General features: G+C 46.2%; 21 protein-coding genes. 20 read left to right on the plus strand and 1 reads right to left on the minus strand.

Annotation, left to right across the window (positions count from 1 at the left end):
- Window positions 1-26: 26 nt before the first annotated feature.
- Window positions 27-476, plus strand: coding sequence for a deoxycytidylate deaminase (locus FWJ59_RS02220; protein ID WP_414480357.1), 450 nt, complete (start codon window positions 27-29; stop codon window positions 474-476).
- Window positions 477-496: 20 nt separating this feature from the next.
- Here FWJ59_RS02220 and FWJ59_RS02225 read toward each other — a convergent pair whose 3' ends face one another.
- Complete coding sequence (locus FWJ59_RS02225) at window positions 497-1,252, minus strand: DUF6062 family protein (protein WP_414480358.1); 756 nt, start codon at window positions 1,250-1,252, stop codon at window positions 497-499.
- 125 nt (window positions 1,253-1,377) lie between these two features.
- Between FWJ59_RS02225 and FWJ59_RS02230 the strand changes: the two genes are divergently transcribed.
- The 19 genes from FWJ59_RS02230 (at window position 1,378) to FWJ59_RS02320 (ending at window position 20,222) form a co-directional block, all read left to right on the plus strand.
- Window positions 1,378-2,301 carry an SPOR domain-containing protein gene (locus tag FWJ59_RS02230; RefSeq protein WP_414480359.1) on the plus strand — a complete coding sequence of 308 codons (924 nt, stop codon included), beginning with the start codon at window positions 1,378-1,380 and terminating at the stop codon, window positions 2,299-2,301.
- A 15-nt stretch (window positions 2,302-2,316) separates the two neighbouring features.
- Entirely contained in the window at window positions 2,317-2,670 is a 354-nt protein-coding gene (locus tag FWJ59_RS02235) for a DRTGG domain-containing protein (protein WP_414480360.1), read from the plus strand.
- Entirely contained in the window at window positions 2,612-3,112 is a 501-nt protein-coding gene (locus tag FWJ59_RS02240; RefSeq protein WP_414480361.1) for an ATP-binding protein, read from the plus strand. Before FWJ59_RS02235 ends, FWJ59_RS02240 begins: the two co-directional genes overlap by 59 nt.
- On the plus strand, window positions 3,112-4,443 hold the full coding sequence (locus FWJ59_RS02245; protein ID WP_414480376.1) for a [Fe-Fe] hydrogenase large subunit C-terminal domain-containing protein: 1,332 nt from the start codon (window positions 3,112-3,114) through the stop codon (window positions 4,441-4,443). The genes FWJ59_RS02240 and FWJ59_RS02245 overlap by 1 nt, the downstream gene beginning before the upstream one ends.
- A gap of 6 nt (window positions 4,444-4,449) precedes the next feature.
- A complete protein-coding gene (locus tag FWJ59_RS02250) occupies window positions 4,450-4,806 on the plus strand; it encodes a DRTGG domain-containing protein (protein ID WP_414480362.1) in 357 nt (118 codons plus the stop codon).
- Between the two features lie 201 nt (window positions 4,807-5,007).
- Window positions 5,008-5,712: a PHP domain-containing protein gene (locus FWJ59_RS02255; protein WP_414480363.1), complete on the plus strand. Its 705-nt coding sequence runs from the start codon at window positions 5,008-5,010 to the stop codon at window positions 5,710-5,712.
- 269 nt (window positions 5,713-5,981) lie between these two features.
- Window positions 5,982-6,470, plus strand: coding sequence for an NADH-quinone oxidoreductase subunit NuoE (gene nuoE / locus FWJ59_RS02260; RefSeq protein ID WP_414480364.1), 489 nt, complete (start codon window positions 5,982-5,984; stop codon window positions 6,468-6,470).
- Window positions 6,471-6,472: 2 nt separating this feature from the next.
- Window positions 6,473-7,027: an ATP-binding protein gene (locus tag FWJ59_RS02265; protein ID WP_414480365.1), complete on the plus strand. Its 555-nt coding sequence runs from the start codon at window positions 6,473-6,475 to the stop codon at window positions 7,025-7,027.
- Window positions 7,024-7,395 (plus strand): (2Fe-2S) ferredoxin domain-containing protein, encoded by a 372-nt coding sequence (locus tag FWJ59_RS02270; protein WP_414480366.1) that lies wholly within the window; start codon window positions 7,024-7,026, stop codon window positions 7,393-7,395. The genes FWJ59_RS02265 and FWJ59_RS02270 overlap by 4 nt, the downstream gene beginning before the upstream one ends.
- 24 nt (window positions 7,396-7,419) lie before the next feature.
- Window positions 7,420-9,216: an NADH-quinone oxidoreductase subunit NuoF gene (gene nuoF, locus FWJ59_RS02275; protein WP_414480367.1), complete on the plus strand. Its 1,797-nt coding sequence runs from the start codon at window positions 7,420-7,422 to the stop codon at window positions 9,214-9,216.
- 32 nt (window positions 9,217-9,248) lie between these two features.
- Window positions 9,249-10,991: an NADH-dependent [FeFe] hydrogenase, group A6 gene (locus FWJ59_RS02280; protein ID WP_414480377.1), complete on the plus strand. Its 1,743-nt coding sequence runs from the start codon at window positions 9,249-9,251 to the stop codon at window positions 10,989-10,991.
- A 238-nt stretch (window positions 10,992-11,229) separates the two neighbouring features.
- On the plus strand, window positions 11,230-12,546 hold the full coding sequence (xylA, locus tag FWJ59_RS02285) for a xylose isomerase (protein ID WP_414480368.1): 1,317 nt from the start codon (window positions 11,230-11,232) through the stop codon (window positions 12,544-12,546).
- Window positions 12,547-12,612: 66 nt separating this feature from the next.
- The gene (locus FWJ59_RS02290; RefSeq protein WP_414480369.1) at window positions 12,613-14,967 is read left to right on the plus strand and encodes a glycoside hydrolase family 3 N-terminal domain-containing protein; all 2,355 of its coding nucleotides are present in this window, start codon (window positions 12,613-12,615) and stop codon (window positions 14,965-14,967) included.
- A gap of 310 nt (window positions 14,968-15,277) precedes the next feature.
- The gene (locus tag FWJ59_RS02295) at window positions 15,278-15,655 is read left to right on the plus strand and encodes a DUF2089 domain-containing protein (protein ID WP_414480370.1); all 378 of its coding nucleotides are present in this window, start codon (window positions 15,278-15,280) and stop codon (window positions 15,653-15,655) included.
- Window positions 15,656-15,683: 28 nt separating this feature from the next.
- Complete coding sequence (locus FWJ59_RS02300; RefSeq protein WP_414480371.1) at window positions 15,684-16,070, plus strand: SHOCT-like domain-containing protein; 387 nt, start codon at window positions 15,684-15,686, stop codon at window positions 16,068-16,070.
- 35 nt (window positions 16,071-16,105) lie between these two features.
- Entirely contained in the window at window positions 16,106-16,489 is a 384-nt protein-coding gene (locus tag FWJ59_RS02305; RefSeq protein WP_414480372.1) for a hypothetical protein, read from the plus strand.
- Between the two features lie 174 nt (window positions 16,490-16,663).
- Entirely contained in the window at window positions 16,664-17,062 is a 399-nt protein-coding gene (locus FWJ59_RS02310; RefSeq protein ID WP_414480373.1) for a BlaI/MecI/CopY family transcriptional regulator, read from the plus strand.
- A 2-nt stretch (window positions 17,063-17,064) separates the two neighbouring features.
- Window positions 17,065-19,536, plus strand: coding sequence for a M56 family metallopeptidase (locus FWJ59_RS02315; RefSeq protein WP_414480374.1), 2,472 nt, complete (start codon window positions 17,065-17,067; stop codon window positions 19,534-19,536).
- Between the two features lie 107 nt (window positions 19,537-19,643).
- Window positions 19,644-20,222, plus strand: coding sequence for a TetR/AcrR family transcriptional regulator (locus tag FWJ59_RS02320; protein WP_414480375.1), 579 nt, complete (start codon window positions 19,644-19,646; stop codon window positions 20,220-20,222).
- The last annotated feature ends 79 nt before the right edge of the window (window positions 20,223-20,301 follow it).

Here is a 20,301-nt window from a genome sequence, read left to right on the forward strand (position 1 = left end):
TAGGAATCGTTTGAGGAGGGTATCTTGTGGATAAGTGGGATAAGAGGTTTATGGAGGTAGCAGAGCTTATTGCCAATTGGTCTAGCTGTTATCAGCCCAACAGGAAAATAGGGGCGGTCATTGTAAAGAATAAACGCATTTTGACCACCGGTTACAACGGCGCTCCTTCGGGATATACCAGCTGCGTTGAAAAAGGAGAGTGTTTAAGGAGAAAGGCAAACATACCTTCCGGAACCCATCACGAGTACTGCTATGCGGTTCATGCCGAACAAAATGCCATTGCGCAAGCGGCCAAGATGGGAATATCGGTTGATGGCGCCACCATGTACTGTACCCACCAGCCCTGCGTCATATGCGCCAAGCTCATAATCAACAGCGGCATAAAGAGGGTTGTATATAAACACCCTTATCCAGATGACTTGGCTGTGCACATACTGACGGCGGTTGGCGTAAGCCTGGAACAGTACCAGGAGTAATCATTCTTTACTGGCCGATATCAGTCCATAAATTTCCCTGTGAGCTTTTGTATGGTACGGGCAAGCGAGTCTTTTGCGCTTCCTAAGGGTTTGTCCTGATTGCGGTAGTCGAATTTGTTGATGAACTGGGACAGTTCCTGCTCCAGGTTATGAAAGGACCTGATCTGTAGCGGAATTACATCGGACAGCCAGAGAGCTTGTTTATTCGAAGGCATGGTCTCTCTGGCTATTTTTATGGTCAGGGCCAGGTGTTTAAGGCAAAAGCCCTTTGAAGACTCAAAAATTTTTTTGAACTCCTTATCTGTATCCCACAGATAGAGGATTGTGTAGGCATATCGGTTCATGGTATCTGACATCCGGTTGCAGATTATACACTGATGATGCTGTGCGTTAAGCCATTCCTCAAATTGGACTGTAAGCTGTTGCATATCTTTTTTTCCTTTGATTAGGTTGCTCAGTGCGAAGGCGCCCATGGCTTTACTTGCTTTTAAGATCCCATTGCAGCGCTGCTGGAATTTCTCCATAAACTCTTTGAGATGGGTATGGGTCATTAAAGCCAGACCCAAACGATTTTGAGCGTCATACAGCAATTGAAAGTGGTGAGGGCAAAACCCGGTTTTATTGACCTCTATCCGGGTATCGGGTTCCATTACCGAACCGCCGAGAAAGGATTCAACGTAACTTGCCTCTATCCTGTTTTCCAGGTTGCATAAGGGGCATTCTCCTCCTTGATGATAGGCATCCCATACGGGAATGGTATCGATGTGGTATTTCATGGCTTACCTCCATCCATCATAATAGAAAGTTCTGGGTATCATTTTATCATAAATCAGGTGGACCTGCCATAGATATAAGTAAGTATAAATTTATCTTGGGATTTTAAATCAAAGGAGGAATCCTTATGCGTTACTCACGGTTAAGGAGGAGAAACCGGCGGCGTTACACTTGGGTACTCTTTTTGGGGCTTTTACTGTTTTTGGCTTTATATATAGGATCAGCCGGTGCAGCTGGCAATTTTATAAGCCGGATAATTACATCCTTTTTGGACGACGTTGCCGATACTAACCAGGGCCAAGACAATGCATCCGTTGAAGTACCTGATACCCATCTTACTGTTCCCGATGGAGGCGATGGCTCTTCTGATGAAAGCCCCAATGGAAGCTCTGATTCCATCCAGAAGGTGACGGAACAGCTTAACATAGACCCTTTTAATCTGTATGCCATACAGCTGGGCGCCTTCACAAGTAAAGAAAATGCTGAAGCGGCTGCTCGAGAAATTCAAGCGAAAGGAGCTGCAGGGTATATTTTATATGATAAGTATTTTCGCGTTTTGGCTATGGGGTATGCTTCCCAGGATGATGCCCAAAAGGTAAAGCAGCAGCTGGGAGAGGAGGGGATAGAAAGTCAGATATATTCCATTTTGGTGCCCGGCGTGAATATGGAGATAACCGCCTCTGCAGAAAAAGTGAGCAGCATCAAAACTGCTTTTTCAACTTGGATTGATAGAACCAAGGCTTTGGAAGACATGGTGAAAAAACTGGATACTTCGGCCATATCGGTAGAGGATGCCAAAAAGGGCATAGAAGCCACCATTGACGAGTTTGACTCTATCCTTGAGCAGCTCAAAGCGTATTCGGCCACACAGGAGAGCAACCATGTATTGGCTGGTCTTCAGCGGCTTTATCAAGAAGGCATCGAAAGCTTAAGCAAAATATTTGAAGGAAATGTTTCGGACAGGGTAGCCAATTCGTCAAAAATAAAGTATACTTATATTGATATGGTTTACAGGTACAAGCAGTATATAGATAGCATAACCGGCGAATAAGGAGGATCCAGTAATTTGAAGATACAGGAGATATGCAATTTGCTTAATGCTACTGTCTTAGCAGGCCAAGAGTTGCTAGACAGAGAAGTATTTTCGGCCTGCGCATCAGACCTCATGAGCGATATATTATCCTATGTGAAAAATCAAACCATATTGCTTACTGGTCTCACCAATGCTCATGTCATTAAGATGGCTGAATTTCTGGAGGTTACTGCCATAGTGTTTGTGGGCGGTCGAATGCCTGCCGATGAAGTGGTGGATATGGCCAGAAATATGGGAATTGCGGTGCTAGCCACAAAATATACCATGTATGAGGCATGTGGAAGGCTATACAGTGCGGGATTACCTGGCTGTACGAGGGAATCATGATATGAAGGATGACTATTATTCCATTGAACAGGTATTCCGCATTAAAGCCTGGGATTTTGCTTCAGCAGGGGAGGCTTCCAGCCAAATAAAGAAAATATTGAAGCAGCTGGGGATTGATCCCGCTCTGACTCGGCGGGTTACCATAGCGGCCTATGAGGCTGAGATGAATTTGATAATACATTCAGTGGGTGGAGAGATGAGGCTTAAGGTAACCCCTCAATTCATTATCGTGACAGCGGAGGATAGGGGTCCTGGCATCCCGGATATAGCTTTGGCCATGCAGGAGGGGTACTCTACAGCACCAGAGATAGCTAGAGAGTTGGGGTTTGGTGCGGGGATGGGGCTTCCCAACATTAAACGCTGTGCTGATCGGTTAAACATCCAATCCAGTGTGGGAAAGGGAACGCTCCTGGAGATGTATTTTGACATAAAAGCAGGGTGATGGAATTGAAGGAATATTATCATTCGGTTACCTTGAGGAAGGACAAGTGCAGGGGATGTACCAACTGTATAAAAAGATGCCCTACCGAAGCTATAAGGGTGAGGGATGGCAAGGCCAGGATAATTGCAGAGAGGTGTATAGACTGCGGGGAGTGCATAAGGGTATGTCCCTATCATGCAAAAGTAGCCGTTACAGACCCTTTATCCTCTATAGAGAGATTTCGATACCGCATAGCGCTGCCGGCTCCAACTTTGTATGGGCAGTTCAAGGACATGGTAGATCCCAATGCAATTCTGATAGCCCTTAAAAAAATTGGTTTTGACTACGTGTATGAGGTTGCCAGAGGAGCAGATTATGTGACAGCTTTTGTTAAAGAGGCGCTTAAGGACCCACAACGTAAAAGGCCTTTCATATCTTCAGCATGTCCCGCTATTGTTAGGCTCATTCAGGTACGTTTTCCCGAGTTGATAGACAATATAGTAGACGTTGATTCGCCTATGGAGATTGCTGCACAGCTTGCACGGATGGAATTTTGTGAAAAATGTGGTGTAAAGCCCGAAGATGTGGGAGTGTTTTTCATTACGCCTTGCGCAGCCAAGATGACCAGCATTCGTAACCCGGTAGGCAGGAAAAAGTCTTCAGTCGATGGCGCTATTTCCATCCAGGAGATATACGGCCCGCTCTATAATCAGCTAAGCAAGCTGAAAGACGAAGAGGTTGTCCAAATAGCATCGCCATTTGGGGTGGGCTGGGCCAACTCGGGAGGAGCATGCGCCTCGCTAGGGATTGATAGTTACCTGGCGGTGGACGGCATACAGAATGTCATACGAGTGCTGGAAGAGATAGAGGATGAAAAGCTGACCGACTTGGAGTATTTTGAAGGCCTGGCCTGTCCCGGAGGGTGCGTAGGCGGCCCGCTTACGGTTGAAAACGGATTTGTAGCTAAAAACCGCATAAGGAAGCTGGCAGAAAAGGCAAGGGGCAAACCGGTGCCCGAAGATGCTTTACAAGCGGTTGCGCCAAAGATACAGTGGCGGTTTAGCGAAAAGATACTGCCCAAACCCGTTATGAAGTTGGATGACGATATAGTGGAAGCCATGAAGAAGATGGAAACCATAAAGAGGATATACGAAACCCTGCCAGGACTTGATTGCGGTTCCTGCGGTTCGCCCAGCTGTCGAACTTTGGCAGAGGACATAGTGAGAGGTTACGCTTCTGAGATGGACTGCGTCTTTAAATTGAGGGAAAAAGTAAAACAGCTTGCGCAGGAGATGATTGAGCTTTCCGAAAAGATTCCGGGAGGGAGAAAAGAAACAGAAAGGCAGGAGTGAACTATCATGAAGGTATCGCAAATGGTGGAGGCTTTATCCCTTAAGGTGTTGGCTGGAGAAAGGTTTTTGGATCGAGAGGCGGAAAGCGGCTATTGCTGCGACCTCTTGAGCAGGGTGATGGCTAAAGGGAAAAAGGGAATGGCATGGATTACGGTGCAGACCCATATGAACATAGTGGCGGTGGCCGCACTGGTTGAGATGGCCTGTGTCATAATTCCAGAAGGCATAGAGGTTGATCGAAAAGTTTTGGACAAGGCTGAGGAGGAGGGGATCATAGTGCTTTCTTCCGATTTAACGGCTTTTGAGTTGGCGGGTAAGCTGTATCAGATGGGTATTACACCTGTCTGTGAGGCCGTAGATTAATGTTTGTTATAGATTGAAATGGATTGCAATGGATAAGGCTATTGGTATGTATGAAATGATGCGGCCGGTATTTCAAGGAGGCAAGAGGCGCTGTATGCCATGGTTGCTATAGCTGTTTATGTGATGTGGCCGGCGAAAGGTGTATGATGGCTTCTTGAGCATGTGGCTGCTTTTTTTAATATTATTAAGGAGAAAAAGCATATGAAAATAGCCATTGACCTTCATATACATTCGGCGTTGTCTCCCTGTGCTGATGATGATATGACGCCCAATAATATAGTAAATATGGCCATTTTAAAGGGACTGGATGCCATAGCCGTAACTGACCACAACAGCTGTGACAACGTGCAGGCCGTCATGAATGTCGCGGACGGCCGCATTTTGGTGCTACCAGGTATGGAGGTGCAGACAAAAGAGGATGTTCATCTGCTGTGCTACTTTGAAGATATAGAAGGACTGCTGGATTTTGATGCATGTATCCGCCATTTCATGCCTCAGGTGCCCAATGTTCCGCACCTCTTCGGCAATCAGTATATAATGGACCAAAATGATCAAATCATAGGCGAGAGGAAGGAACTGCTGCTCTCCTCCCTTGACCTGTCCGTTGAACAGATAGTACAGCTGGTCATCCAAAGAGGCGGGGTTGTGGTGCCAGCTCATATCGATCGCCCTTCTTATAGCATCATCTCTCAGCTTGGATTTATCCCACCAAATTTAGGTTTTAACGTCTTGGAATTTTTGAAGTTTGACACGAATTACACAATATATTATCGAGGATATAAGCATATCTATTCTTCAGATGCCCATCAACTCGGTCAAATATTGGAAAGAGAGATGTTAATTGACATATATAATGTATCATTAACTGATATTATACAGTGGTTAAAAGGATTTACTGTTATTTAACAGTGTTTATAACAAAAAAATTTTGTAACAAAATTCGTTAAAATAATAGCAAATACTCTTGATTATAATGTGATTATATGAGATAATAACACTTGTTAAACAGCATCCATGATTAGTGTTGTTTAATATATAAATTGCAATGAATTGTAGATAAAAAGGTGGCAGCTTATCTGTAGAACAAATAACAGCAGTTTTAAGTATACAAATTAAAATGCCGATTTTACGGGAGCAAATTTTAACATGAAGGAATATGGGAGGGAGAGATAGCTATGGCGGCATCTGTTTTGACGGAAAATAAAGAAAAGTTAGAAGAATTTAAAAAGGTAATTGAGGAGTATAAGGGCAAAGAAGGGCCCCTTATGCCTATACTGCAGAAAGCCCAGGAGATATTTGGCTGCCTGTCTTTAGATGTGCAGAACTATATAGCGGAGGAACTTAATATTCCGATAACCGATGTATATAGTGTGGCCACTTTTTATGCACAGTTTACCTTAAAGCCAAAGGGCAAATATAAGATCGGGGTGTGCATGGGAACGGCCTGCTACGTAAAGGGTTCGCAAAAAGTGCTGGATAAGCTGCAGGAAATCCTGAAAATCAAGGCGGGTGATACCACTGACGATGGCAAGTTTACATTGGAAGCTACGCGATGCCTGGGAGCCTGCGGACTGGCACCGGTTATGATGATAAACGACCATGTATATGGCAGGCTTAAGCCCGAAGACGTGGAAGGGATAATCGCCCAATATAAGGATGAATAGGAATGGAAGATATTTCCCTTTATATGCTGGATCTGGTCCAGAACTCTATTGCGGCTGGGGCCACCATTATCGAGATATCGGTAATCGAGGACGTGCAAAATGATAAGCTTATACTGAGCATCAAGGATAACGGCCGGGGGATGGATCCTCAAATGGTTAAGAAAATTACCGATCCTTTCTATACGACGCGGACTACCCGAAGGGTGGGCTTAGGGTTGGCATTTGCGGAGGCGGCCGCTCAGGCGTGCGATGGAGGGATTTATATATCTTCTCAACCAGGGAAGGGCACAGAGGTGCGGGTGGAGTTCAAATATCATCACATTGACCGTCCGCCTCTGGGCAGGATAGATCAGACCATAGCAGCGTTGGTGGCCTGCAATCCGTCGATAGAGTTTGTATACACTCACATTGCTCCTGGAGGGAGGCTGCGTTTTGATTCCAGGGAGGTCCAGCAAAGGCTTGAAGGATTGCCCATCGACCATCCCGATGTGGTGGAGTGGATCAGGGAGTATATAGGGGAAGGCATTGATGAAATAAGCGGAGGTGGAGGAGTATGAAATCTTTGAAAGAGTTAGAGGAGATAAGGCAACGGGCTTTGGAGTCCGTTAATTTGAGAAAAGAGAGAAACGGCACAAGGATAGTTGTTGGAATGGGGACCTGCGGGATTGCCGCGGGTGCGAGGCCGGTGCTTTTAGCGTTTTTAGAAGAGGTGAAAAAGAGAAATCTTCAAGATGTCATTGTTACCCAGACGGGTTGTATAGGGATGTGCCGTTTCGAACCCATGGCCGAGGTTTACAAGCCCGGTGAAGACAAGGTGACTTATGTTAAGCTGACGCCCGAAAAGGTAAGGCGAATTGTGGCCGAGCACATTGTAAATGGTAGGCCGGTAACAGAGTTCACCATTGGTGCTGCTGACCAGCAATGATGTGTTTGTGAGGAGGTAGATAACATGGAACTTTATCGTGCACATGTACTGGTGTGCGGAGGAACCGGCTGTACTTCCTCCGGATCCGTAGGTATTATCGATAGATTTAACCAGGAACTTGAAAAGCATCATATACAGAACGAGGTTAAGGTGGTAAGGACGGGGTGTTTTGGCCTGTGCGAGGTAGGGCCTATCGTAATTGTCTATCCCGAAGGCGCTTTTTACAGCCGCGTCAAGGTTGAGGACGTACCTGAAATCGTCGAGGAGCACCTGGTTAAGGGAAGAATCGTCAAGCGACTACTATACCATGACAGCGTAGCTGAGGATCAGACCATCAAGTCGCTGGATGAAGTGGGATTCTATAAAAAGCAGATGAGAGTAGCCCTTAGGAACTGCGGCGTCATCGATCCGGAGAATATAGAAGAGTACATTGCCGTGGATGGCTATAAGGCCCTGGGCAAAGTGCTAACAGAGATGACGCCCGAACAGGTGATAGAGATCATTAAAGCATCAGGATTGAGAGGAAGAGGCGGCGCTGGGTTCCCCACAGGTCTCAAATGGGAGTTTACGCGAAAAGCGCCGGGAGATAAGAAATTTGTCTGCTGCAACGCCGACGAAGGCGACCCAGGAGCTTTCATGGATCGAAGTATCCTAGAGGGCGACCCTCATAGCGTCATCGAAGCTATGGCCATTGCGGGATATGCAGTGGGGGCTGACCAAGGTTACATTTACGTCCGTGCAGAATACCCGATAGCCGTTAAGCGCTTGACCATAGCTATAGCCCAGGCAAGGGAATATGGCTTGCTGGGGAAGGATATATTTGGAACCGGTTTTAACTTTGATATAGAGCTACGCCTTGGTGCAGGGGCATTTGTGTGCGGCGAGGAGACAGCCCTCATGGCTTCTATCGAAGGGCGAAGGGGTGAGCCGAGGCCAAGGCCACCATTCCCGGCGGTAAAAGGGGTCTTTTCAAAGCCTACCCTTCTTAACAACGTTGAGACGTATGCTAATATTCCAGTGATCATCCTGAAGGGGCCGGAGTGGTTCAGCTCCATAGGGACTGAAAAGAGCAAAGGAACCAAGGTGTTCGCTCTGGGAGGAAAGATCAATAACACCGGTTTAGTGGAAATACCCATGGGTACCACCTTGCGCGAAATCGTATATGAAATTGGCGGCGGTATCCCCGGCGGCAAGAAATTTAAGGCTGCTCAAACGGGTGGTCCATCCGGCGGTTGTATACCGGCTGAGTACCTGGACACGCCCATTGACTATGAATCCCTTACTCAGATTGGATCCATGATGGGATCGGGTGGCCTTATCATAATGGATGAGGATACCTGCATGGTTGACATCGCGAGGTTCTTCCTTGATTTCACTGTGAGCGAGTCCTGCGGCAAATGTCCGCCCTGCCGTATTGGTACCAGAAGGATGCTTGAAATATTGGACAGAATCGTAAGCGGCAAAGGCCAAGAAGGGGACATCGAGAAGTTGGAGCTTCTTGCTAAGAATATAAAGGCATCTGCTCTGTGCGGTTTGGGACAAACGGCGCCCAATCCGGTATTGAGTACCATCCGCTATTTCAGGGACGAGTACGAAGCACACATAAAGGAGAAGCGTTGTCCGGCAGGGGTCTGTCAGGCGCTGTTGCAGTATGTCATTATTCCTGAACTGTGTAAAGGCTGTGGATTGTGTGCTAGGAACTGTCCGGTAGGCGCCATATCGGGTGAGCTCAAAAAGCCCTATAGCATAGACCCCGACAAGTGCATCAAGTGCGGCGTATGTATGGAAAAATGTCGGTTTAACGCCGTTAAAAAGCAGTGAGTGTATTTTGGAGAGGAAAGGGAGTGAGAGACATGGAAATGGTCAAAGTCACTATAGACGGTGTCCAGGTTGAGGTTCCCAAGGGAAGCACTGTCCTGGAAGCTGCTCGACTTGCCAATATAGATATACCAACCCTGTGCTATTTAAAAGGAATAAACGAGATCGGGGCTTGCAGGATGTGCGTTGTGGAAGTGAAAGGCGCTAGGGCCCTGCAGGCCGCCTGTGTCTATCCAGTTTCCGATGGTATGGAAGTGAGGACCAATACTCCTGCTGTCCGTGAAGCCAGAAGGGTCAACCTGGAACTCATTCTCTCCAACCATGATCGAAACTGTTTGACCTGCGTACGCAACCAGAATTGCGAACTTCAGGAATTGGCCCAAAAGCTGGGCATAAATGAGATCAGGTTTGAGGGAGAGCGCATTGATTATCCCATAGACGATTTTTCGCCCTCCATAGTGCGTGATCCAAATAAGTGTATCCTGTGCCGGCGCTGCGTGTCGGTATGCAGAAACGTTCAGGGCATAGGCGTCATTGGGGTCAGCGAAAGAGGTTTTAATACAATCGTTTCGCCGGTGTTCGGCATGAGCCTTAACGAAGTACCCTGTATTTACTGCGGGCAGTGCATCGAAGCCTGTCCGGTGGGCGCTCTTAAGGAAAAGGACGACACCGAGAGAGTATGGGAAGCATTGAACAATCCCGAGCTCCATGTGGTGGTACAAACTGCGCCGGCAGTGCGCGTAGCCCTTGGGGAAGAGTTTGGCATGGAAATGGGCACCATCGTTAAGGGCAAGATGGTGGCTGCCCTCAGGCGACTGGGATTTGATAAGGTGTTTGATACCGACTTTGGCGCTGATCTGACCATAATGGAAGAGGGCACCGAACTGATAAATAGGCTTAAGAACGGCGGGAAGCTCCCCATGATCACTTCCTGCAGCCCGGGGTGGGTCAAATACTGCGAACACTATTTCCCTGAGTTTCTGGATAATCTGTCAACCTGCAAATCGCCTCACCAGATGGTAGGCGCTATGATCAAGTCCTATTACGCCGAGAAAAACGGCATCGACCCGTCCAAGATATTTGTGGTCTCAATAATGCCATGTACCGCCAAGAAGTTTGAGGCTACGCGTCCCGAGCTCAGCGCTACCGGTTATCCCGATGTTGACGTCGTGCTGACCACTCGTGAGCTTGCCAGGATGATCAAACAGGCTGGCATAGACTTTGTAAATCTTCCCGACGAGGAATTTGATTCCTTCTTTGGCGATTCCACCGGAGCGGGCGTTATATTCGGCGCAACCGGCGGCGTGATGGAGGCAGCCCTCAGGACGGTATTCGAGATAGTGACGGGCAAGCCGCTGGAAAATGTGGAGATAACAGAGGTGCGCGGGCTGGAAGGTGTTAAAGAGGCAGAAATCTCCATGGGAGACATGACCATAAGGGCGGCGGTAGCCCATGGCACGGCCAATGCTAAAGCTCTTCTTGAAAAAGTGAAAGCCGGCGAGAAAGAATATCACTTTATCGAGATAATGGCATGTCCCGGTGGCTGTGTCAACGGAGGTGGCCAGCCCATAGTCAAGGCCAAGGACAGGATGGACGTAGATCCCAGGCAGGTAAGGGCTTCCGCCATCTATCAGGAAGACAGAAACCTGCCTCTCAGGAAGTCCCATGAAAATCCCTCGGTTAAGAGGTTGTATGAGGAGTATTTAGGCCAGCCCAATAGCCATAAGGCACATGAGCTGTTGCATACCCACTATGTACCAAGGAAGAAGTATTTATAATAATTTTGATAAAAAGATTGGACAGAGAAGGGGTCCATACCAAATCTTTGGTATGGGCCTTTTTTAGTATGAAAAGCTTTTTGTGCAATATGTACAAATTTTGGGATTGTGTATGGCTTAAACAATAGAATTTTTTCGTTGATCTTGGTTAATGTTACTTTAAATATTGACTAATAATATTTAATATAATAACATGATTTGTAGAATAGACAAACAAATGAGAAGGGAGTGCACGTTTATGGCATATTTTGATAACATCAAGTCCGTCACTTATGAAGGTCCTGATTCTAAGAATCCTCTTGCATTTAAGCATTATAACCCTTCTGAAGTTATCATGGGAAAGACGATGGAGGAGCACTTGAGGTTTTCGGTGGCTTATTGGCATACCTTTACCGGTACCGGTTCTGATCCCTTCGGAGAAAAGAACATGATTCGTCCCTGGGACAAGTATACAGGAATGGATTTGGCCAAGGCTAGAGTAGAAGCGGCCTTTGAATTTTTCGAAAAGCTGAATGTGCCGTTCTTCTGCTTCCATGACCGCGATATTGCTCCCGAAGGCGATACCCTGGCTGAAACCAATAAGAATTTGGATGTCATAGTATCCATGATAAAAGAGTACATGAAGACCAGCAAAGTGAAGCTTTTGTGGAACACGGCCAATCTATTTAGCCATCCTAGGTATGTGCATGGGGCTGCAACATCCTGCAATGCCGACGTGTTTGCGTATGCGGCGGCCCAGGTCAAGAAGAGCCTTGAAATAGCTGTAGAGCTGGGCGCTGAGAACTTCGTATTCTGGGGCGGCAGAGAAGGATATGAGACGCTACTAAACACCGATATGAAATTGGAGCTGGATAATCTGGCCAGGTTCTTACATATGGCGGTTGAGTATGCGAAGGAAATTGGTTTTAAAGGACAGTTCTTAATAGAGCCCAAGCCGAAGGAACCCACCAAACACCAGTATGATTTCGATGCGGCAACCGTTATTGCCTTCCTGCAGCATTATGGTTTGAAGGACTATTTCAAGCTGAACATTGAGGCCAACCATGCTACGCTGGCAGGGCATACTTTTGAGCACGAGCTCAGGGTGGCAAGCATATACGGCATGCTAGGCTCCATCGATGCAAACCAGGGAGACCTGCTTTTGGGCTGGGATACCGACGAATTTCCCACTGATCTGTATATGACCACCTTTGCGATGTATGAGATATTGAAGGCCGGAGGCTTTACAACGGGTGGTATCAATTTCGATGCCAAAGTAAGGCGTGGCTCCTTTGAACCCGAAGACCTGTTCTATGCTCATATTGCAGGTATGGACTCCTATGCCATAGGGTTAAAAGTTGCGGCAAAGCTGATAGAGGATAAGGTAATAGACAAGTTTATAGAAGAGCGTTACAGCAGTTACAGGAGCGGCATTGGGTTGGATATTGTCAGCGGAAAGGCCAACTTTAAGACGTTAGAGCAGTATGCACTGCAAAATCCTGTAATCAAAAACCGTTCCGGAAGGCAGGAAGTTATAAAGGCCTTGATCAACGAGTACCTGTTGAGCGTTAAATAATTGGCGTTTACCTGTTAAGGGGGATGGGGTTATATTTATTATCTTTGTAACAGAGGAGGGTCTTGGATGGGCGAGCCTTTATACAAGGATAAAAACCAGCCTATTGAAAAACGGGTTGAGGATCTGCTTTCCCGAATGACGCTGGATGAAAAAATAGCCCAACTTAGCGCGGTATGGGTGTACGAAGTGTTGGATGGCACAAAATTTTCGCCTGATAAAGCTGCTTCCAGAATTGGACATGGTATTGGCCAAATTACGCGCATTGCTGGTGCCAGCAATTTGGACCCGGAATCCTGCGCCAGAATAGCAAATGAGATACAGAGATATCTGATAGAAAATACTCGCCTCGGAATTCCGGCTATTGTACATGAAGAGTCGTGCAGCGGTTTTATGGCAAAGGGAGCCACTTGTTTCCCACAAACGATCGGCGTAGCCAGCAGCTGGAACCCTGAACTGGCTAGGGCCATAGGAGAAGTGATAAGGACGCAGATGAGAGCGGCAGGGGCCCATCAAGCTTTGGCCCCCTTGCTGGATGTGACGCGGGACCCCAGATGGGGCAGAACGGAGGAGACGTTTGGTGAGGACCCATACCTGGTGGCTCAAATGGGCATTGCCTATATTAACGGTCTGCAGGGTGAGGGCTTGCACGATGGCATTATGGCTACAGGGAAACATTTTGTGGGCTATGGGATGTCGGAAGGCGGTATGAACTGGGCACCGGCGCATATTCCTGAACGGGAATTGCGCGAGGTATATCTATTCCCCTTTGAAGCAGCCGTAAAAGAAGCCAAACTGGCTTCCATCATGCCGGCTTATCATGAGATAGATGGGATACCGTGTCACGCTTCAAAGTGGTTACTTAAAGATATACTGCGTGATGAATGGGGCTTTGAAGGATTGGTAGTTTCCGATTATTTTGCCATCAACATGCTATATAAATACCATAGGCTTAATCCTGATAAGGTATTGGCAGCTAAGAATGGCATAGAATCGGGGGTGGATATAGAGCTGCCCAGCACCGATTGCTACGGTGAGCCTTTGAAGACCGCAGTTGAGCAGGGACTTCTTTCTGAAGAGGTCATTGACAGGGTTGTGGCGCGAATTTTAGAGCACAAGTTCAGGTTGGGATTGTTCGATAATCCATATGTCGAGCCTGCCAAGACCAAAACTGTGTTTGAAACCCCCGAGCAACGTCAGCTGGCTCGAAAGGTGGCACAGGAATCGATAGTGTTGTTGAAGAATGAGAATAACCTCTTGCCGTTGAGCAAAGATGTACGTTCAATAGCGGTCATCGGTCCCAACGCCCATAGCATGCGCAACATGATTGGCGACTACGCATATGCCTGCCATATTGAGACCCTGCTGAATATGACCGAGACCTTTGATACGGCAAGGCCGGAGCATGTTGATCTGTCCGATAAAGACCTGTACGTATCCATGGTCACCATATTGGATGGTATAAAAGAAAAGGTATCCAAAAATACCGAGGTCCTGTATGCCAAGGGCTGCGATGTGCTGGGCGAGGATACCAGCGGGTTTGCCGAAGCTGTTGAGATTGCAAAGAAAGCCGACGTTGCCATCGTGGTAGTTGGCGACAGGTCGGGGCTCATACATGGCTGCACATCGGGCGAAGCCAGGGACAGGTGTGACTTGAATTTGACTGGCAAGCAGGAAGAGCTCATAAAGGCAGTCCATGCCACAGGGACTCCGGTGGTAGTGGTGCTGGTCAATGCAAGGCCGCTCTCGATTGGCTGGATTCACGAGAACGTGCCGGCGATAGTGGAGGCTTGGTTGCCGGGCGAGGAGGGCGGAAGGGCAGTGGCCGATGTGCTATTTGGCGATTATAATCCCGGTGGTAAGCTGCCCATAAGCTTCCCACGCACGGTAGGGCAGGTGCCGGTATACTATTCCCATAAGCCATCGGGAGGGCGCTCCCACTGGCTGGGTGATTACGTGGAGGGCAGCACCAAACCCCTGTATCCGTTTGGTTACGGATTGAGCTATACCACGTTTGAGTACGGTAACCTGCAAATAACGCCTCAGGATGTCGATGTAAGCGGCCAGGTGCGCATACAGGTTGACGTGACCAACACCGGCAAGATGGCGGGAGATGAAGTGGTGCAGCTGTATGTCCACGTCCCGGCACGGAATGTGACCAGGCCGGTGAAGGAGCTTAAAGGCTTCAAGCGCGTAAGCCTAAACCCGGGCCAGACTAAAACCGTTATATTTGAGCTGCCCGTTGCCCTGTTGGGGTTCTATGATGAGAACATGAACTTCGTAGTAGAACCGGGGAAAGTTGACGTCTTTATTGGCAGCTCTTCCGAGGATATAAGGGTTACGGGAGAATTCAATCTGGTGGGAGAAAAGCTCATCATCGGGAATAACAAGAAGTTCACTACAAAGGTGATGGTGAAGGACTAAAAGTTTTGTGTAACCCCTTATAAGCGATAAGATCGGCGCCCGTACATACTGATGTGAAATGTACGGGCGCTAATTCTATATGCTCCAGGTGATCAAAAACGAGGTTGCACATCAAATTGATGTCTTCAAATTTTAAAGTGGCCCGCAATATGAAAGTTTATAGCCTGAAATAAAAATATTTAATATTTTGCGTAAAAGTTTTAAATAATGAGGCAAAAATAATTAAAAATATTAAAATACATATTGAAAAAATTAATTTCGATGATATAATAGTAATTGAATTAAATCTTACCCGTAGGGGGAATGGCAATTGCAAAACGATATCATAACGATATGCGCTGTGTGCGGCAACAAGCTGGAAGTGACCGAGCTTCATTGCTGCCGCTGCGACACCACATACAAAGGGCATTTTAAACTGGATAAGTTCAGCTATTTAACGCCCGAGCAGAAGCATTTCATCGAGGTATTCATAAAATGCAGGGGTAACATCAAGGAAGTGGAGAAGGAGCTCAACATTTCATATCCAACCGTTCGCAGCAAGCTGGATGACGTTATTAGTAGCCTGGGTTACGACGTGGGCAGCAATGAAAGGAACCGGGTAAACAAAAGAGAAGTTTTGGACCTATTAAGTCAGGGCCTCATCACCTATGAAGAAGCATTGAGTATGATGAGGGGGAACCCTAAATAAATTAAATTAATGAAAGGATGGGTGGATGATGAAGGAAGAAATAAGAAAGATCTTAAAGATGGTAGAGGAGAAGAAGATCACCGCGGAGGAAGCCGAAAAGCTCATTGATGCAATTGAGCTGGAAAATGGGGGCGTAACTCAAAATGAATCAAGCACAGGTGGTGGCGATGAAAAATTTTTGAGAATTAAGGTGGTTGAAAACGGAGCCAAGAAGGTGGACGTAAATATTCCCTTATCATTAGTTGAAGTGGGGTTAAAGCTGGGAACCCAGATTGGGGGGCAGTTTGAGCCCAAACTGGAAGCTTTGAAGAATATCGACTTTAACGAGCTTGTACAGTCCATTAAAAATGGAGCTCACGGTAAACTGGTTGAAATTGAGAATGAAAATGCTCATGTATGCGTGGTAGTCGAATAGAATGCGAGTAAAGGGTAGTTTGGAGATGGTATAAGATGGATAATATTGAGGTTTTAGAGAAATTGGATAAAGGACAAATTGATTTTGATGAGGCCCTTGCTTTGTTGTCAAAGAACCGGGAAGGCGTAAGAGCTGCCAAGGGACGTTTTTTCAAGATCAACATTAAGGATGGAGCAAGATGTTTTCCCATAGTAATACCGCTATTTTTGCTCAAATCATGCTTTTCATTGGGCAAAGCGATAATTAGATTTATTCCAAGGGATAAACGGGATGATAAGTTGGAAGAGGTGTGCAGGATTTTAGACAAAATAGATGGAAGGGATATAAAAAGATTGGTTGATGCGCTGGGACGGTGTAAATCATATCCTCTGGTTCACGTAGAAGATGGTGACACCTTTGTGGAGATAAGCATTATATGATTTCATTATAAAAACCTCGTATTTGGAAAGATATATTTTTATAAAAAGCCTTTTAAGGGCTTTTTTTATTTGGCTGTATGGAATCAAGCAAATATTACATAATTAGCTACTTGACAAACCGCATACTACAAATGTAGAATATAGATAGGCATTCTACATGTGTGGGGTGGTTTTGTGAAAAAGATTCCCAGCATAGGTGAAGCGGAATGGCAGGTAATGGAGGTTTTATGGGAAAAAGGGCAAGCTACTTTTTCCGAAATAAGATCAGCGCTTAGAGAGCATAACTGGTCACAGACCACAATTCACACCATGCTTACCCGCCTTATCAAAAAAGGAGCGGTGGCAATAAAGGAAGGCACATCGCCGTATTTGTTTTATCCCCTTGTATCCAGGGAGGAATGCAGAAGGCATGAAACTCTTGCATTTCTCAGGAGGGTGTATAACGGTTCCGTGAAACTCTTTTTAACAAATTTTGTGAATGATGTGGACTTAAGCGATGAGGAAATTGACGAACTCCTTAAGGTGCTTGAAAAGTGCAAGACCTCCGTGCATCCCCGTGAAGGGAGGAAGTAACAGTGCTTGAAGGGATTTTCAGAACCATTGTTTATATGTCCTTTTCGGGTGGGGTTCTGGCCCTTGTCGTGCTGTGTTTGAAAGCTTTATTTCAAAACAGGATCCCTGCCTTTGTTTGGGTGATATTGTGGTTGCTGGTTGCAGCAAGGTTTTTATTGCCCATCAGAATTGAAAGCAGCTTGAGCCTGTTTAATTTGGATTTGCTTCAAAGGATGGAGAATTTCATTATCTACGGATCTGAAGATGTAAATGGGGATAACCGATACGGTATGATTGATGACGCGATTGGCGGGAAGTCACATGCTTTAGATGATCGGTTGCTGCAAATGTCTCCAGTGGATAACCCGGGGGATGGGTACGCCGACCAATTTCTGATTGCCAAAAGGAGTTCATCAACCTCAAACACATCCATGGTTGATATCCCTTTGGCAGGATCTTCCGGGGTTCGAATGGGCAGAATTTTACCATTGGTATGGTTGCTGGGCTTCGGGATGTGTTTTGCCTTCCTTATATCGGCATATTTAAGGGCGTGGAAACGGATATCGTCATTAAAAGGGCCTTTGAATGACGATGTACTGCTTACGGTTGATGAGTGCAGCAAACTCATCGGCCTGCGAAAGCCCGTTGCGGTATACCTGGCGGATTTGCCCGGCGTCCCATGTACGCTGGGTATATTGAGACCAAGGCTGGTGCTGCCTTTGAGTTTAACCTATAGTTTTGACGGGAGTGTGGGCACAAACAAGGGCCAGATGCCAGATATTATGCGGTATGTGATACTTCACGAACTGTGCCACATCAAGCGCTGCGATAACATTGCCAATGTGGTTTACCTTTTTGCAGCATGTCTGCATTGGTTTAACCCCATGGCCTGGTACGCGCTTTTCAAATTTAGGGCGGATGTGGAGGCAGCGTGCGATGAAGCCGTCTTAAAGCGGATTCCCGATTCAAAGCTTGAATATGGCAAAGCTATTTTGGCGGTTGCTGCTATGAGTGCAAGGCGCCTATTTCTGGCGGTACACACCGGCGCCTCGGGGGACAAAAAAGCCATAGAGCGCAGGATAAGGTTAATTGCCCAATACGGCAAGAAGCCGCTACTGTGGATCATGGTATCAGCCTTAGTAGTGGTGTTAACTGGAGCAATAGGACTTACTTCGTCATTTAAAAATAAAATTGACGCTGAAGGGGATTTATATAGTGGCAATATGCAGGAGATCGTTTCCTCAACTAAAGAAGAAAAAATGCCAGGAGAGCCAAAATCTTCATATTCTGCCTCAGAATTACTAGATGCAGGAGTCACAGAAGATAAAGAGGTTTTGAAGAAAAGGGTAGAAGCGCTTCTGGAAAAGATAATTCAGGAAGATCCGTCAACGTCTTCCGATGCCTATGACTACATAAAAAAGAGCAAAGCTTTTGAAGAGCTTGTTTCGCTGGGCCAGCCGGCACTTCAATACATGTTTGAGATTTTTTTGGAGAGCAATGAAGATGGGCTTAAAGAATACATTATGGCGTGTGCCTGTGCAAAGATCATGGGCGTATATGATGAGGAAAGAGGCATAGGGGTAAGCAGCGGCAGAGAGTGGTTTTACAAGTATGGGAAGTTTGAAGCCCAAAGGGAGTTTCAAATAGTGGATGCTGATTTTGACCTCTATCATGGAACTACAAATCAGGGAAGTGGGAATGTTATACTTCCTGAGGGAACGGATAAAAGAAATCTCGAGGAGGTTATATCAAGCTATATTCTAGCAAGAAATAGAAGGATGTATCTGGCAGGGGAAAAAGCTATAGAGGCACATAAAATATATTGGCAGGAGGAGAAAGATGGCATATTAACCGTCTATATGCAGGTAAAATTTAACTGGTTTGGCTTTGAAAATGGTGCATTTACCATTCAGTCAGGCATGGGCGGTGAGGGCATACCGGTAAGAATGCTGCTTAAAAAGTCTGACGGCGGAGAATATGAAGTGGTGGAGTACCGAGAGGCAATGGATGGTGGACTATGGGAGAGGTCCGTAAGAGAGATGTTCCCGGCGGATTTGGCTCAACGAGTAATTGATGGTAGATGGAATAAACAGATGCAACAGGAGCTATGGAATATACAGGTGGAAAAGGCAGTGGAGTATTTAAAACAAATAAACAGGGAGGATGCACCTGTTGTTCCTTATGTTGACAAGAAAAGGCAAGACCCAATATATCTGGTTGTCCGGATGTGGAGGGATTTCCCGGACTGGAATGGTACGAGGGAAGTGCTGGTCAGGATAGGAGGGGAGTATCCAGGGATAAATGTAAGATGTATCCTTGAGACAAAATGTACGCAGATCAACCATGAAGAGTATGAAGTGGTGTTGACAAAAACATGGCAGATAAAGGTAAATGGACAACAACCCGTAAGTTACTGGAAATACAGGGTTAGGAATGAGCGCGTGCAACTCGAGGAGTCTCAGGATAATGATGAACTGGTATTGCTTGTCAAATGAGTCTCAAAAGGATATTTAAATAAGTGAGTGATTGTGGTACACTGTAGGTGTACCACATTTTATGCCATTTTGCGCGATTAAATTTGTAAAATTTAGGAGGCTTTTAGATGGGAGGCAAGATGGATACGCAGGATAAGATCATAGCCACAGCTATAGATATGGTGGGACGACAGATCAACCTGGATTTTACCGTGAGGGAGCTGGCTGAGAAGGCCAATGTAAACTTAGCGTCGGTCAACTATTACTTCCGTTCAAAGTATAACCTCTTTAATGAGGTTGAAAAGTATTTTGTTCGTCAAAGCCATTGTATATATGAAGAGATGGCACGCTTAAATGCAGGACCCAGAGAAAAGATAAAATTTTGGGCCATCAAGACCATGGAACACATAATGGAATATCCCGGCATTATATATCTCATAGTTACCAAGTTGCTCCACAACAGGGTTAAAAGCGCAGGAATTGTGGACTTGATAGATACGCTGGAGTGCAGCATTACACCGCTTATTGAGGAGTTGACGGGGATTTCAGACGATTTTACCGTTTCGGCAAAACTTATGCAGCTGTTCTCTGGAGTGGTGGCACCTGTGCTTTTTTATTACGGAGCCGGGCGCACTTTTAACATAGACCTGCAAAACAAGAAGGACAGGGAAGCATACGTTGAGTCGCTAATTGAAAGCATACTATAAAAGTGTTTGTCGGCAATTGTTGAATAAAAAACCCATTTTTTGCTTGACAAACGCTTTTTTAAGCGTTATATTTAAACAT

The sequence above is a fragment of the Caldicoprobacter sp. genome (genome assembly GCF_047459465.1).
In the GTDB taxonomy this organism is placed as follows: Bacteria; Bacillota; Clostridia; order Caldicoprobacterales; family Caldicoprobacteraceae; genus Caldicoprobacter.

Coding starts and splice junctions, on each gene's coding strand:
- FWJ59_RS02270 (WP_414480366.1), top strand. CDS start 7,024: ATGAAATCTTTGAAAGAGTTAGAGGAGATAAGGCAACGGGCTTTGGAG.
- FWJ59_RS02230 (WP_414480359.1), top strand. CDS start 1,378: ATGCGTTACTCACGGTTAAGGAGGAGAAACCGGCGGCGTTACACTTGG.
- FWJ59_RS02300 (WP_414480371.1), top strand. CDS start 15,684: ATGAAGGAAGAAATAAGAAAGATCTTAAAGATGGTAGAGGAGAAGAAG.
- FWJ59_RS02225 (WP_414480358.1), bottom strand. CDS start 1,252: ATGAAATACCACATCGATACCATTCCCGTATGGGATGCCTATCATCAA.
- nuoF (WP_414480367.1), top strand. CDS start 7,420: ATGGAACTTTATCGTGCACATGTACTGGTGTGCGGAGGAACCGGCTGT.
- nuoE (WP_414480364.1), top strand. CDS start 5,982: ATGGCGGCATCTGTTTTGACGGAAAATAAAGAAAAGTTAGAAGAATTT.
- FWJ59_RS02240 (WP_414480361.1), top strand. CDS start 2,612: ATGAGGCATGTGGAAGGCTATACAGTGCGGGATTACCTGGCTGTACGA.
- FWJ59_RS02255 (WP_414480363.1), top strand. CDS start 5,008: ATGAAAATAGCCATTGACCTTCATATACATTCGGCGTTGTCTCCCTGT.
- FWJ59_RS02245 (WP_414480376.1), top strand. CDS start 3,112: ATGGAATTGAAGGAATATTATCATTCGGTTACCTTGAGGAAGGACAAG.
- FWJ59_RS02280 (WP_414480377.1), top strand. CDS start 9,249: ATGGAAATGGTCAAAGTCACTATAGACGGTGTCCAGGTTGAGGTTCCC.
- FWJ59_RS02265 (WP_414480365.1), top strand. CDS start 6,473: ATGGAAGATATTTCCCTTTATATGCTGGATCTGGTCCAGAACTCTATT.
- FWJ59_RS02250 (WP_414480362.1), top strand. CDS start 4,450: ATGAAGGTATCGCAAATGGTGGAGGCTTTATCCCTTAAGGTGTTGGCT.
- xylA (WP_414480368.1), top strand. CDS start 11,230: ATGGCATATTTTGATAACATCAAGTCCGTCACTTATGAAGGTCCTGAT.
- FWJ59_RS02305 (WP_414480372.1), top strand. CDS start 16,106: ATGGATAATATTGAGGTTTTAGAGAAATTGGATAAAGGACAAATTGAT.
- FWJ59_RS02290 (WP_414480369.1), top strand. CDS start 12,613: ATGGGCGAGCCTTTATACAAGGATAAAAACCAGCCTATTGAAAAACGG.
- FWJ59_RS02320 (WP_414480375.1), top strand. CDS start 19,644: ATGGGAGGCAAGATGGATACGCAGGATAAGATCATAGCCACAGCTATA.